The sequence below is a fragment of the Corynebacterium phocae genome (assembly GCF_008693075.1).
Classification (GTDB): domain Bacteria; phylum Actinomycetota; class Actinomycetes; order Mycobacteriales; family Mycobacteriaceae; genus Corynebacterium; species Corynebacterium phocae.
Window position 1 is genome coordinate 50,753 of the sequence record NZ_VXKJ01000033.1, and the last position, 14,381, is coordinate 65,133.

At 53.9% G+C, this 14,381-nt stretch carries 5 protein-coding genes; all 5 read left to right on the forward strand.

All coding sequences use genetic code 11. The features are described 5' to 3' along the window. Window positions 1-209 precede the first annotated feature (209 nt). Entirely contained in the window at window positions 210-842 is a 633-nt protein-coding gene (locus tag F4V58_RS12460; RefSeq protein ID WP_169833302.1) for a DUF3039 domain-containing protein, read from the forward strand. A gap of 172 nt (window positions 843-1,014) precedes the next feature. Continuing rightward, window positions 1,015-3,942 (forward strand): DEAD/DEAH box helicase, encoded by a 2,928-nt coding sequence (locus F4V58_RS03485; RefSeq protein ID WP_075733392.1) that lies wholly within the window; start codon window positions 1,015-1,017, stop codon window positions 3,940-3,942. A 6-nt stretch (window positions 3,943-3,948) separates the two neighbouring features. After that, a complete protein-coding gene (locus F4V58_RS03490) occupies window positions 3,949-5,070 on the forward strand; it encodes a restriction endonuclease subunit S (protein WP_075733394.1) in 1,122 nt (373 codons plus the stop codon). 741 nt (window positions 5,071-5,811) lie between these two features. Continuing rightward, on the forward strand, window positions 5,812-6,600 hold the full coding sequence (locus tag F4V58_RS12465) for an RNase H family protein (RefSeq protein WP_169833304.1): 789 nt from the start codon (window positions 5,812-5,814) through the stop codon (window positions 6,598-6,600). A gap of 581 nt (window positions 6,601-7,181) precedes the next feature. After that, on the forward strand, window positions 7,182-14,081 hold the full coding sequence (locus tag F4V58_RS03500; protein ID WP_170252485.1) for a SpaA isopeptide-forming pilin-related protein: 6,900 nt from the start codon (window positions 7,182-7,184) through the stop codon (window positions 14,079-14,081). The last annotated feature ends 300 nt before the right edge of the window (window positions 14,082-14,381 follow it).

The following is a 14,381-nucleotide window of genomic DNA, read 5'->3' on the forward strand; positions in this document are numbered from 1 at the left end:
TGGGGCCAATCTTAGGGTTGAATGAGTTTCGGTTATGGGAGATCAAAACAAGCCATTGGCGAGGAGCGGTCTGGATAGATCCCTCTAGTGGAGTCTGTTGGTTGATTGCTGGGGGGTTGGCTAAAGGACAGCACCTCGACTTTGACGATTTCTATCAGAGACTAAGCCGCGCCGACCGCCGGACTATTCAGTCCTGGAAACCTACCGAGGTGGACTGGATTCTCTGGAAGCGCGAGAAAGCAGCACGGGCCCTCTCGAAGGTATATTTGGAAATTCAGAGGTCTGTTGTAGAAATGCTGAGGTCTCTACGGAAGGGTTCCTTGGTGGCTAGTGAGGTTTCGGCTGGATTCCTGATCGAAGATCCCCGAAACCCTGGCCAGCCGTACATTAAAGTACGCGTTGAACTGGAAAAAGCGGTGGTGAGCGGGGGCCTAGACGATTTATCCGTGGAAATCGATCCAGTGGGCACCCCTCCGCGGGATAGTCTTTTTCGTAGGATAGAGCAACAGGTTTTGGTTTCGCTCCAGCCCCGCCAGCAGAGCTGGGACCCGTTTGGGGAAGGTCTCTTTTATACATGCGTAGGGGAGGAGTTCCTGGACCAGAGAATAAAAGCACTGGATCAGCTGGTATCGGATGAAGCTATCGAGAACTCGTTGCCCGGCGACTTTCGGCACTACATTCACAAAAATAGTGTGTTCAGCAATACCGTAAATGGAGTGGCGTCAAAGTCTATGTGCGGGGTCTACTTTGTCCCGAATCAAGATCATGAAAAACTCCAAACGTGTCCGCGGTGTATGGAGGAATACCAGGCGTTACCAGCGGTGCCACCGTCCAACCCCTAAAATCCCCAAAACTTTAGTCCCTGCGATTTCAGCGACTCAGTAAAATTCGAGAAATCCGGCCACTGCAGCTGGCAGAAACGTGGTCGCTGCGCTCCACTTCTGAGATTTGGCTTTCGGAGCCTTCCGGTGTGACCTTCAATTCGCGGAGCCAAAACTGTGGTAAGAATAGTTTATGGAACCTGCCCGGAACTCATTGGATTTAACTGACCGCGCTAAGGAAGTGTGCGCCTACTTGCTGGCGGTCGCGCAGGAGCTTGGTAAAAAGAGATGGGATGAGCCGTGGCACCCGGAGGATAATCGGCAGCCATGGTCGCTGGCCAGCTTCTTCGGATCTGAATTCGAGAACGCAGCTGCATCCGACGGCTACAGTAATATCCTGGCTGCATTCTTAGGCCTCGGCGAGCTGCCCGACTGCCCACAACCCGACGCCGAAACAATAGAGGCTATCAAGGCCGCGCTGAAACGGTGGGGTGACGAAAGCGGCAGGCCCCTAAATCACATGCAACAGTGGGCAGCTAGGCGCGCGCTCTTCCGTCCCTTTTCCATTATCAAGGGACCTCCCGGGACGGGAAAGACTGAGGTCATCTCCGCCATTGTCGCATCCGCGCTGGAATTGGGGCAGAGCGTGGCAGTAGTGTCCGCCAACAACGAAGCCATCAGAAATGTGGTGGCAAAGTTTGAGCAAGCCTTTTCTGAAGGTGAAGTCGATAGCTCCAAGCAAGGCATGGCCTACCAAACCGCGTTGAGGATGGCTCGTCTTGGCTCCGGTTCCGTTCGTAAAAAATGGAAGCCCATCAAGGAAGGGCGCGCGAACTTCACATTCAACGGCGAAAAAGCTAACAACGTCCCTTTCGCGGATTTCGTGAACCCCATCGATGGCTATCCTTTCGTCGCCTGCACGGTGCATTCTCTGAATAACTGCTTCAAGGAGGGCCAGAAAGCCAAGTATGACCTACTGATAATGGATGAGTCCTCTCAGGCGTTACCCCTGCTAGGGGCGGTTGCCTTGAGTAGTGCCCACCGGGCTGTGATAGTTGGAGATGAAAAACAGCTGGCACCAATTATAAATTCGAATTTCTTGAAGTGGTCTAAAAAGTCTTTGGCCCCCAGTGGTCCCTTGTGGGATCTTGTTCAAGATTATGACTTCCTCAAGGAAGAGGAATTCCGGCACCTCGACATAACGCGGCGGGACTATAGTTTTCTGGAATCGTGTTACGAGGTGTTTGACCGGGAGCGCAGCGAGCGTGGAAAATCTGACCCGGACGGCGAGTTGACTAAAATAACCACCCCTTTGACCGAACACTACCGCTGCCACCCGGAGATAATCGGTTTCTGTAACAAGGAGATTTATCACGGGCAGCTGGTGCCGCAGAGGGAACCGGCGCCGGAGGAACCTAAGTTTCCCATTGGATTCCGCTGGTACGTGGGAAAATTCACTGAGCGCTCCTATCTTGAAACCCCAAAGCTCGGCGAAGATGGACAGTTCCAGGGCAGTGGGCATGTATCGAATGTCAATCCTAAGCAGGTGACTGTATTCGCCAAAGAAGAAATACCGATAATCAAGCGAAGGCTCCAGACGGATAGCAATACCTCGGTGTGCATCCTGTCACCTTTCAAGGCCCAGCTCGATCAAATCAAAATTCTGCTCGAAGATGAATTAAAGGATGTCGAGGTAAAAGAAGATCAACTTCCCGGTATGGGGTCCTCTGCGAAAGGAGCAGTTGTAGCCCCCGTCAAGACCCTGACCATTCACAAGTCCCAGGGCAAGGACTTTGACTTGGTTTATTTGCTGCCAGTCGATGATGGCGTATGGGAGTGGCCTTGGTCGCAGGGAGAGCGACTAATCAACGTAGCTGTATCAAGGGCTAAAAAGGAGCTCCGCGTGGTGGCTTCTACTCAGCTGATGGGGGAGGCTCTACAGATACAAATCGCTGGTTTTAAGACCCCCACGGATAAGGACCTCAGCAGAGAAGATCTTGTATTTGATGGCCAGTTATTTATCCGCCGGCTGGCAGATTACGTAGACTCCGGAGGAAATATCGGGGAGCCGGAGTTTGGCTTTGTGGAGTCGAAAGTAAAATCGATTTTCGACTGCACCCCGTTCTATCAGAGCCAAGATTCATGCTCACTGCTTACCTCCAACTTCGATTTTTCGGCTCCGGAGAGTATCACCGTTGAAATGCTTGCTCGGGTAGCGGAGGCTTATGGGCTTAGGCTTATCTGTCACGTGAAATTCGAAGATATAGTCCTCAATTCTGGGGATGAACCAAAAACTCTGGGACAGAGGGCAAAGGCATTTAGCAAGAAAATCCTCGCTGACCGCAGAGCGAAGATGGATTTCATGCATTTTGACGCGTTGTTAGTCGACGCTCGGAATAACATTATCCTGGCTGTGGAAACTGACGGAAAGCCACATCGTTACAGTTCGCCGAGGGATGGTACGCCGAAACTTTACCCAGCCAAAGAAGTACTACTCGATACGGCAAAGGATGAGTTCATCACCAAAGAACTGGGTGGTCGAATCGCGCACCTAGGAAAGGACTCCTTGGTATCGAGGCTGAATCATTCGATAATTTCTCAGCGTGAAGATGCTCGAGCATGGTTGGGTCTACCCAAAGAAGATTCATCTAAAGGAATGCCGGGACATGTAGCTACCCCGGAGGATTTGGAAGAGGTTAGCGGCCCGGTCTTGCTCCGCATCCCGACAGACGGTAGCACATTTGCTGAGACCCTTGAGTTGAGGAAAGCCTGTGGTTTAGAAGCCGATGCAGCGCCACCGACCCTCGAGGACTACGTGGGGTATTGCAAGGAAAACCTCGATGAGGATAATTGCTGGAAGTTCGTTGGCGGGAGATTGGCGAGGAAAGTGTTGACCGATCACAGGGAGATCCCGTACAACCGAGATTCCTTTCAGGCTTTGTCCGGCGAGCTAAAGCCCTTGGACGAGAATAACCCGGTCGAGCACCTACCCACTGACAAAGGTGAGAATCAGGGGATTTACGTCACCTACGCGGAGGTGGAAAAACCGGAGATATTCTTCACTGGCCGAGGTGTACGATTCTGGTTGAATGAGCTTGAGCGTAAAGGCATTTTAAAGTAGTCTCCCATGACCCCTTCCATCCCAACTCTGCCCCTTGACCAGGTTGCGCGGCTTACTGGTGGCTACGCGTTTAGGAGTGCAAACTATGTGCCTGCAGGTATGCGGGTGATCCGTATTTCTGATGTCCAGCAGGGGTGGCTCAGTGACAAACACCGGCGTTTTTATGACGCCAATTCTGGGGAGTCTTTTGCCAACGCAACGTTGCAGGCAGGCGATTGCGTGATGACGCTGACAGGCTACGTGGGGCGGGTGGCTTTCATTGAGCCGGATACCTTGCCGGCGGCGGCTAACCAGCGGGTGCTGCGTATCGCGCCGGGCCCGGAGGTGGAACCGCGTTACCTGTTCCATGTTCTTAACCATCCGGTACTGCGTGAGCGGGTTATTTCCTTGTCCGGCGGAAGCGCGCAGCGCAACGTCAGCGTCAAGGCGGTTGCGGGGCTGAAGATTCCGGTTCCATCGCTAGTTCTCCAGCGGCGGCGGGCTGCTGAGCTAGACGAGCTGGACCGGGTGCATGGGCAGTACCGCCAGGCGGTGGAGGAGGAATCCCGTCTGCTGGAGCAGCAAGCATGGCAGGCGGGGCGGCAGTGGCTGGGTTGCTTGGATGGCACCCCTACCCAGCCGCTTGGCCAGGTTGCCCGGTTGCGTAGGGGGCAAAGTATCACCAGGTCCCGGGTTCGCCCGGGCCCGGTTCCGGTGGTGGCGGGCGGTTTGCGGCCGGCGTATTTCCATGATGAGCCCAACCGTGAAGGACCTACAATTGTAGTGGCGGGCTCGGGTGCCAACGCCGGGCACGTCAGCTGGTGGGAAGAGCCAATTTTTGTCTCAGATGCCTTTTCCGTTGAGCCGGATCCCGGCCGTCTGGATCCGCGCTTTTGCTACCACTTCCTAAAGATCAACCAACAGCGGCTGTACGAAAGAAAGGGAGGCGCGGGAGTGCCGCACCTCTACCCGCGCGATGTCGCCGGGTTGGCGGTGCCGGTGCCGGATTTGGGTACGCAGCGCCGGGTTGCTGCTGATGTGGACTCCCTTAGTGATCTCAGCGGTGGGCTGCGGGAAAAATTGTGCGCGGAGTTAGACTTGCTGGACCGTATGCTGGTTATTCACCGCAGGTGCATACTTGGTCTATAGAGTCGGCAGAACAAGCCGTTGTCTGGCAATTGCTTACTGGAATGGGAAGCGCTAATTAAATAACAGTGAACGTGTCCGGTTTTAGTTATAGAATTTTACGGACGGTTGTTGTGGAAGCGGGATAGTGGAGACGGTGAAGGAGGGGTAGTGATGGCACCACCAGCACCTACTCCTGCGGATATCGCGGCAACAGCCAAAAGGCGCAAAGCGCAGCGGGATGTTTTAGAACAGCGCCACATTCAAAGAAAGCAACAGGCAGAGTGCCTGGCTGTTGGATTGATCCAGGAGTATCTCCTGGAGGAATTCCGCCTGCACGGCACGGATACTTTCCTTGCGCCGGAGGTGCAGTCAGAATTGTGTAGGCGTTGGCCGGCTGCTAGACCGTTAATTTCGGCGTACTTTTGTGATACTCCGGCGCAGGCTGCGGCGGTGGTGGGGCGCGGCCCTGAACCTGCTGTGTTGACGGTCGTCACCTGGTTTCGGCCCAGTCGTTTATACGCAGAGAACAGGGTTTTCAGGTTCTATACGGAGGTTCGTAATCACCAGACGGGGGCTGTTTGTAAGGGCAAGGGAACAACCCAGGAGGTGGCGGAGGTTGCTGCGTTGACAAAGGCGGTCAAGTCGGTGAAGTTGCTGCAGCCTTTTTCCGTCCGTCACGGGCAGTCCCAGGGGGTAGCCGGGCGGGCGTGTTTTTGCCAGACGTGCCGGAGCATTCCGCTTCTGGTTGACAGGCAATGTTTCGTGCCGCTTAAGAGTGGGCGCTACTTGGATGAATATCTCAACCACGTGGCGGAGGTTTCTGCACAGCTGCGGGTTTCATCTTTACCCGGGGTGGTGATGGTGGGCCAGCAGCGTGACCCCGGGGTGGCTGTCAAGGGACCCATTGGCGGCTTACTTGACGGGGTTGTTGCGCAAGACGCGCGGAAGGCCGTTGGGTCGTTGAATACGCGGTTTGGGCAGCAGAAGGTAGATGTTTATACTGACGCTTCCTGTTCGCGCTCCGGTGCCGTAGCCACAGCGGCAGGGGTTTCTGCGGATGGAAATTACTTTGCTTTCAAGGTTGAGCAGCCTGATTCGGGTTTGCTCACCACCAACTACTGTGAGGCTATAGGGGTGATGGCAGCTGTGCAGACGTGGTGGGGTTTGGGCCGGAGGTTGATTATTCATACAGATTCCCAGGCTATCGTTTCTGGGGTGCGGAAGTACCTGGCGGGCAAGGACCTGACGTTGCACCAGGAAACGCAGGGCGTGGTGCGGCAAATCGCGGAGTTAACAAAGATCTACGCCGCGCTGGGTGGCAGCATTAAGTTCAAGTGGGTGCCTGGTCACGCGGGGGTTCACCTCAATGAGATTGCGGATAGGTTGGCCCGCGCTGCCCGGCACACTAACCATCCGGTGGTGGGCAAGGACGCAAAGAACACCATTTTTGCCAATATTATTGCCGATGCCCAGAGCCCACCGCCGCAGTCAAAGCCCACGGTATCTGGTCAAGCTCGGTTGATGGATAAGATATCTGGCACGGCGGGCTAAGGGCTGCGAAACTTCCCGGAGCGAGAAATCTGCCAACGTTGTGCCGGTGTACCAGGGTCTCAGTGCTGAACGCTTGGGGAACGGAGTTGATGATATTCTTTTTCATTATTGTTTCACTGCGGAAAGTATAAAATACTACTGGTATATTGGGTGGTGGTAATTTTTCCAGTGGCTATTAAATTGGTAATTCTTATTAAGAAAAATTTGCAGAGCCTTAAGGGATTCGTGGGGGTGCTGGGGAACCTATCGGGGGTAGGGGCTGGCGCTTTCGGTCGGGTAGTGAGCTGGTCGGCCTGGGCTGTTTGTGGTCCGGTAGGGTCATCCTGTTCAGTGTGCTGCGCTTAGGGGGTGTGAAAAAATATACTTTGAACAGCTGGTTTGTCGGTGGAGTTGTTCAACCCTTCTGCCAAGCAGTGGGATAGGGTGGTAGTCCTTGGGATTGAGGATCGATTGAGATCTATTTAACAATCGGAATTAACTTTGCTCCACATGGCAATAAGCGTTAATATTCACGCATGTACTCTTCTCTCTCTTTGCGCAGATTCTTAACGCTTTTATTAGTAACGTTATGTGTTTTGGCTATGTGCCTGATGCAAGTAGTAAGCCCGTCCCTGGCGGAGGATAACCCTGGGGCGCAGGACCCGGTTATTGCTAGTGAAAGTGAGGCGGGCAGCACCGCTGAAGCCGGAGATGTCGGCACTGCTGATGCCGGAGATGTTGGCACTGCTGATGCTGGAGATGTCGGCACTGTTGATGCTGGAGATTCCAGCACCGCCGGTGGGGCAGATGATCAGGCTGAGCCGGTCTTGGATTCACCCGCCGATCCGGCAGAGGAATCTGTCACCTTAAGGCGTGCTACTGCCGGCGATAACCAGGATCCCCTCAAAATTGATCTGTTCGTGGGTACTCGTGAGGAACTTAAAGGCGAAGAGTCCCGGCTAGACTATTGGTCCGGGGAAACCGTCAACTCAATTGTCTCTCTTGACGTTTCTGGTGCTGACGTAAACCTGCGGAACGCGGTTCTCACCCTGACCTTCCCCAAGGTGAAAAATGAGGATGGGAAGCTCCTTACTAACGAACCGGGCTTTGTGGACTCCAACCTCGCTACCTCATCTGTGAACCGGGAAGATGATGAGGCATGGTACAAGGAGTATCACTTCGACACTCTTAAAGGCGGTCAGATTACCCAGCTGCCGTTCCTGTTTAATTTCATCAACCACATCACCCCGGATGGAACCACCGTCACTCCCACCGTGGCTTTAAGCGCGGATAACTTTGACACTATTGAAGAGGAAGTAACTTTCACTGCCAAGGCTGCTGATGGGTACCGGACGGATTTGCGCCTATGGAGGAAGGATTATGCGAATTTCACGGAGGTTGATGGAAAGAAAGTTGGCGTTTATCGGTTCAACTCGGATCCTCTGACCGGTGTGACCCCGCCTGAGGAGCCAGAGTTCCGTTACTACGCTTGCATCAGCCCGGACCTTCCTCAGGACGTACCCAGGGGCCTTGGCGTGTATGACGCCAAGAAGGTTACCTTTGAGATTGAGATTCCGGAGGAATCAGAACCAACGGAAGAAGCCTTGCGTCGGTGGAAGTGGAAAGATGAGTCCCAGCGCGTCCTGGTTGCAACCCCCAGCTACGAGTGGAGTCTGCGCAGTTTTGATTGCCGCTACGTGGTATCCGGACTCGGGTTAAATCTTACATATAAAAAAGATACGCTCATATCTGACGGAAACGGGGAAATGCGGGTATTTCGTCCGTCCATCAACACTTGGGTGGATAAAGGAACCCCAGAGGAGCAGTACGTGGGTTCGGACGTGGAAGGCACGGGGTTTGTTGAAATTGAAGACAGCTTTGCCCCGCGCCACACCATCAATATGAACAAATGGGCGATCTTGCCCTATTGGTCCAACTACGTGGAGGGGAGCGGAACTGATTCGCACTATATCTACGATGGTAGGGCACTTGCCTGGGAGCGGGATTACAACAAGATCTACCTCGCCGGAGACGTTAAAGGCGGCGGTGTCTACCTAGAGCCCAACCGCTACTTCGGTGACCCAGAGACCACTACTCCGGGAGTAATGGAGCACGGGGATAAAACTCTCCCTGGGCTTCGCTGGCGTTATGATATTTCTCAAACTAACAACGGATCGGGGCACCATGACTCCACCGGTGGCATCCATGATTTTGTCCACAGCGTTACTGACTATGACCTGGATCCGGCGTTGTACTACAACGAGTTCCATTTTGATGCCCGTTATTCATACCCGCCTCCTGGGATGACTAAGAAGGAACTTCAAAACAAGATTAATGCGATTGGAAACCATCTCTACGGTATAGATTCCTCGGGCACGCGCCATGTGCTTGCTGAGGATTTGCCCATGGGTGGTCGCGTAGCAATCATGGACAAGGACCGGAAATATGATCAGCTAGAGATGGTATTCAAGCAGCCGGTTGAACTTGACAACTTTAAACTTGGTTTTGACATCCGCGCCTACCCGACCCCGGAAGAGGCGGAGCGGTGGCGCAACCGTGAAATTGAGAATTCGGAAAAGATTGTCCTCAACCGGGTTAAGGCAGATATCCGGTTCAATGCTCCCGACGGACCACAATACGAAAGCTTTGCGGCGGGTGTGGAAGGCAAGACTGAGACGCTAGATGGGGAGACAAATTTTCCTGAAAACAATGGTTTCCTGGAAAACAACAAGATCCTGCTTCAGGGAGTAGACCCCAAGCTTGGCACCAGAATCCTTACCACCTCGCATACGGATCCCCAAGCGGAAGAAAACCCGATCAAGGTTCACAAGATGTTTTCGGCCAAGGACGCGTTGACCTCGTATGAAGAGTGTGATGAAGAGCAGCTTACTCAGGAAAACTGCGCGCGTATTAGAACTCTTGAGGTAAGGACCAAACCAGCCGGAAGCTGGGGCGGGGTACCTAGGGTATTGGAAAATCTACGGCAGATAGTGCTGCTTCCCCCGGGTGTGACCTACGTTGAGACCCTCGGGCACATCCGTGATGATGAAACCCATTGGGGACAGGGCCAGCCGGAGGTGGTAGAGAATTTCAAAAACCTGGGTCTGACCGCCCTTATCTACTCTTTTGGGGACGTGACTTACAACAGCCCCAGCTATGAAGTGTATGAGTCAAACCTCTCCACGTTCTTAACTGTTGATACCACTAAGTATGCCAACTTTGGCCCTAATGAAATCAAAGTTTTTACAACGTGGGATAGCAACGCAGAAATCCGCCCCGCTGACACCAGCTACCAAGGGCGCAAGCTGGTTGATGACCTGGATTTGGACGATGACGGCAACACCACTGAGGATTTCCTCCAAGCTTCCCGGGTGCTGACCTTAAGTGCGCCGTTGGAAGTGCTTTCTAAAATTGAAGTTTCCCCGAGCTTGGACCGGCCTTGGACTTTGCATGCTCCCAACCAGGAGCTGGGATCGGATCTGTTTTACCGAATGACGGTTTCCAACAACACGTTGGTGCCGGTTCGGTCGATGTCTATTCTGGGAGTCCTCCCTCATACCGGGGACCACAAGATTGTCAGCAACCAGGATGGAGAATATCCTAACCGAGAATGGGAGAGCAGCACTCCTGACGGTGACCCACTCAGTGGAGACCATTCCGCTTTCTCTACTCCGCTGCGCGGCCCCGCGCTGGGCGTAGAAATTACCAAGGAGGACGGCTCCACCGTTGATGCCACTGACCGCTTTGAGGTCCTTTACACCACGACTCCCCAGGGTGATGATCTGGAATCAATCACACTGGAAGCCAACTGGGTGAAGGCAGCTGAGGTGACAAACTGGAACGCAGTTACCGCAGTAAAAGCGGATCTAGTGGAGGGAGCTATTGATAGCCGGGAGATAGTGAGAATCATTCTTCCCGCCCAGGTTCCTTTCAATGACCACATGCTTGACAACGTGAAAAACGGTGAGCGGGCAGTGATGTCTATGGCTATCTCCGGAGCCGGCAACAACTATATCGAGGCTAATGAGGTTTCTTCCCAGCCCGTCCGTTATTCCGTATCTACCGGAGTATTCAGGGACCTCAATGCCAACGGCATCAAGGAGCCTGGAGAGCAGTGGTTATCCGACTACGGTTGGGTACTGCAAGAACAAGATGGTGACACGGTGTACAACCCAGGTGACCAGGCCGTAGCTGGTACGACCGTTGGAACGGGCCCGGCCACCACTCCGGTTATTCCTGGCGGAACTGACCGCACGGTTGTGTTCAGTAAATCTGAAGCTGCTAAGCAGCGGAATCTCTACTGGACCCAACATGCGCCGGCTGACAGGGAGTTTTTCAGTGACTTACTCCTGGACGGTGACAAGGCTAAAGCCGATGACGCCTCCTCGGTGCCTTTCGCCCTAGTACCGCTACATCCTCATGCACAGCGTTTCGCCGGTCTGGCCGGCAGCCGGGATCTTACGCTGGTAAAAACCGCGAGTGATTCCAACGCGGTGCAAGAAGGCGTGCAGTTTAAATTAGTGTGGAAATCCTGGTTGGATGAGGAAGTTCCTACTGAAGAGGTCCTTCCAGTCCAACAGGAGTGGGAAGGGTCTACGGATGCAAACGGTGAGCTCACTTTTGGAAATCTTCCATACGGCATTTACGAACTAAGCGAACAAACGCCGTTGGCCGGTTACCAGGCTATTTCACCACGCAGAATAGTTATTAGCGCCGCCGGTGATAACCCTGCGCAACCGCTGCGCGAAGAGGTGGTCAATGACCCTACGGAAGCACGGGTGCAGTTGCTAAAGACTGATAACCAAGGAGTTCCCGTCAAAGGTGCAACGTTTGGCCTATTTGAGCAAGAACCTACGTGCACGGCACCAGCAGATGCAGCCCAAGGCCAGCCTTCCGGTGCTGTCACCCCGATTTCTGAGGCGGCATACAGTGCTCAGAGTGCAGACGGCGTGGTCACCTTTGACAATGTGGTCTGGGGAAGTTACTACCTCTGTGAAACTGAGGGAGTCATAGGCTATGAGCGTGATACTCAGGTTCGCAGGGTTGAGGTTTCTGCAGACACGGTAGAAAGTGTCAGCGTTGACGGTTCTACCGCGACCGTATTAACTGTGGACGCCGGAACCGTTGTTAACAACAGGACCCTGGGCACCGTTACGGTTGAAAAGACGGTAGGCGGTGTGGTCTCGGATTCGAAGGTGGGCCAACAAACCAACCAAGATGAGGGAGCGCCTTTGCCAGGGGCCCAGTTCGCCTTGGTGGCTAAGGATTTTCCTGGCGTAGCTGAAGGCACGGTGGTATCTCGTGCCACCACGGCTTTGAGCACAGACTCGGATGCCACCGGAGTCAAGGCGCTAGCAACGTTCAACGATGTCGCGTGGGGGAGTTATGAGTTAGTAGAAACCCAGGCTCCTGAAGGCTTTGTGTTGCTCGCTGATAACGGTGACAAGGTGGAACGTCGTGTCATCCAGGAAGTAACGGTAGATGCCGGGCATAGCACCATTGCCGTAGGCGAGGTGTCTAACCATCCAGTAACGGGGTCAGTGACCCTGGTGAAAAAATCGGATAATGGAAAGCCGCTCGAAGGGGTAGAGTTCTCCCTATTTGCGGTCACTCCAGATTCCACGCAACCTGCTGATTCCGCACCTGTGTATACGGCTACCTCCGATGCTAACGGGCATGTGAATTTTGATAACGTCCGGTTCGGGTCCTATGAATTGCGCGAAACAAAGGCGCTAGAAGGATATGTTCCACTTACGCGAGGTTTCCAGGTCAACATCTCCGAACACGGTTCCATCGTGGACCTGGGGGATGTAACCAATGATCAGGTCCGTGGTTCCGTGGTGCTGCGCAAGGTCGATGGGACTACTGGCAACCCCCTTGCCGGTGGTGTCTTTGAGATTTTCCCAACTGATTCAGCAATGGGCGCAACAGATGTACCGCTAGATACTCAGACTAGTGATGAGACCGGGCAGGTGCGTTTCAGCGAGCGGATTTACGGTAGCTATGTGGTCCGTGAGAAGGCGGCGCCTGTTGGTTGGGTTACTGATGACCGGGGCCGTGAGGTCACTATTGATAGTGACGGCCAGGTTGTGGATCTTGGGCGCGTTGCTAACGTACGGGCTTATGGGCAGGTTGATCTGGAAAAGGTTGATAAGACTTCTGGTAATCCGCTTGCCGGTGCCAAGTTTGAGGTTGAGGCCGTAGACGTTTATGGCGTTGCTCCTGGAACTGTTGTGGCTACGGCTACTTCGGATAAGAAGGGGCGTGTGAGCTTCGAGCGCCTAGCCTTCGGGTCTTATGTAGTCCGTGAGAAGGCAGCGCCTGCTGGTTGGGTTACTGATGACCAGGCCCGTGAGGTCACTATTGATAGTGACGGCCAGGTTGTAGATCTTGGAAAGATTGGCAATATTCGCAGTTACGGAACTGTTTCGCTGCACAAGGTTGATGACAACTCTGACAAACCTTTAGCAGGTGCCAAGTTTGAGGTTGAGGCCGTGGACGTTTATGACGTTGCTCCTGGAACTGTTGTGGCTACGGCTACTTCGGATGAGAAGGGGCGTGTGAGCTTTGAGCGCCTAGCCTTTGGGTCTTATGTGGTCCGTGAGAAGGCAGCGCCTGTTGGTTGGGTTACTGATGACCGGGGCCGTGAGGTCACTATTGATAGTGACGGCCAGGTTGTGGATCTTGGGCGTGTTGCTAACATGCGGGCCTACGGCCAGGTTGAGCTTGAAAAGGTCGATAAATCTTCCAAGGACCCTCTAGAAGGAGCGAAGTTCGAGGCCGTAGCCGTGGACGTCTACGACGTGGAACCCGGAACGGTTGTAGCTACCGGAGTTTCCAATGATAAGGGTCGCGTAGTAATCCCAGATCTTGCCTTTGGCACCTATGTGGTCCGTGAACACGCGGCACCGGACGGCTGGGTCAAGTCTGACAAGGAATATCCGGTGAAGATCACCGCTTCCGGAAAAGTCGTAGATTTGGGCAAGATTAAGAATGAGAAGATTATTGGCACGGCTAAGCTGCAGAAGGTCGATAGTGTTACCGGTGAGCCTTTGCAAGGAGCTAAGTTCGTAGCTGAGGCGGTCGTTGTTTACGGAAAAGACGCCGGCGAAGTGATGGGGAAGGCTACCTCTGACGCCAACGGTCAGGTCGTCTTTAAGAACCTTCCTTACGGAACCTATAGCATCCGTGAAACCAAGGCACCCAAGGGCTACCTTCTGGATGACCGGGAAATCGGTGTCTCAATCGTTTTTAACGGCGTGGACGAGGATCTTGGTGAGGTAGGCAACCTACCCGAACAACCGGTATCTTCCGGAGATGATGGGCAAACCCCCGGTGCTACACCCACTGGCACTACCACTCCAACACCAGAAACTATCATCAAGAAGGGAATTGACAAGCTGGCCCAGACCGGAGCTAGTGTACTTACCCTTTTGGGCTTGGCGCTGAGCCTGATTGTCATGGGCCTTGCGTTGGTTGCAGTGCGCCGTCGCCGTAGTTAGTACGTCGCCTCTGCGGTGCAGATAAAATCTGCACGCCGGGGCACCGGCTGTTCCTTATTTCCTGTGAGGAACAGTTGGTGCCCCGGCACTTTCGCGTTTTCCACCAAGGAATGAGCAGGGTCGGACGTGTTCCGTCGGGCGATTAACGGTACCGGCCCCAGTTGGTACTGTTCGCCGTCGGCCAGTACCAGATAGATGGGCTGTGATGTGTCAGAGCTTTGCTCACACACGATGTCATAGCTCTGCTCACGAACAGTGTCACAACCTTGCTCACGATTCAGGGGCACGATTTCGGGTCAG

Bases quoted from the DNA above. Each gene is read 5' to 3' on its own strand.
- F4V58_RS03500 (WP_170252485.1), top strand. From the start codon at position 7,182: ATGTGCCTGATGCAAGTAGTAAGCCCGTCCCTGGCGGAGGATAACCCT.
- F4V58_RS03485 (WP_075733392.1), top strand. From the start codon at position 1,015: ATGGAACCTGCCCGGAACTCATTGGATTTAACTGACCGCGCTAAGGAA.
- F4V58_RS03490 (WP_075733394.1), top strand. From the start codon at position 3,949: ATGACCCCTTCCATCCCAACTCTGCCCCTTGACCAGGTTGCGCGGCTT.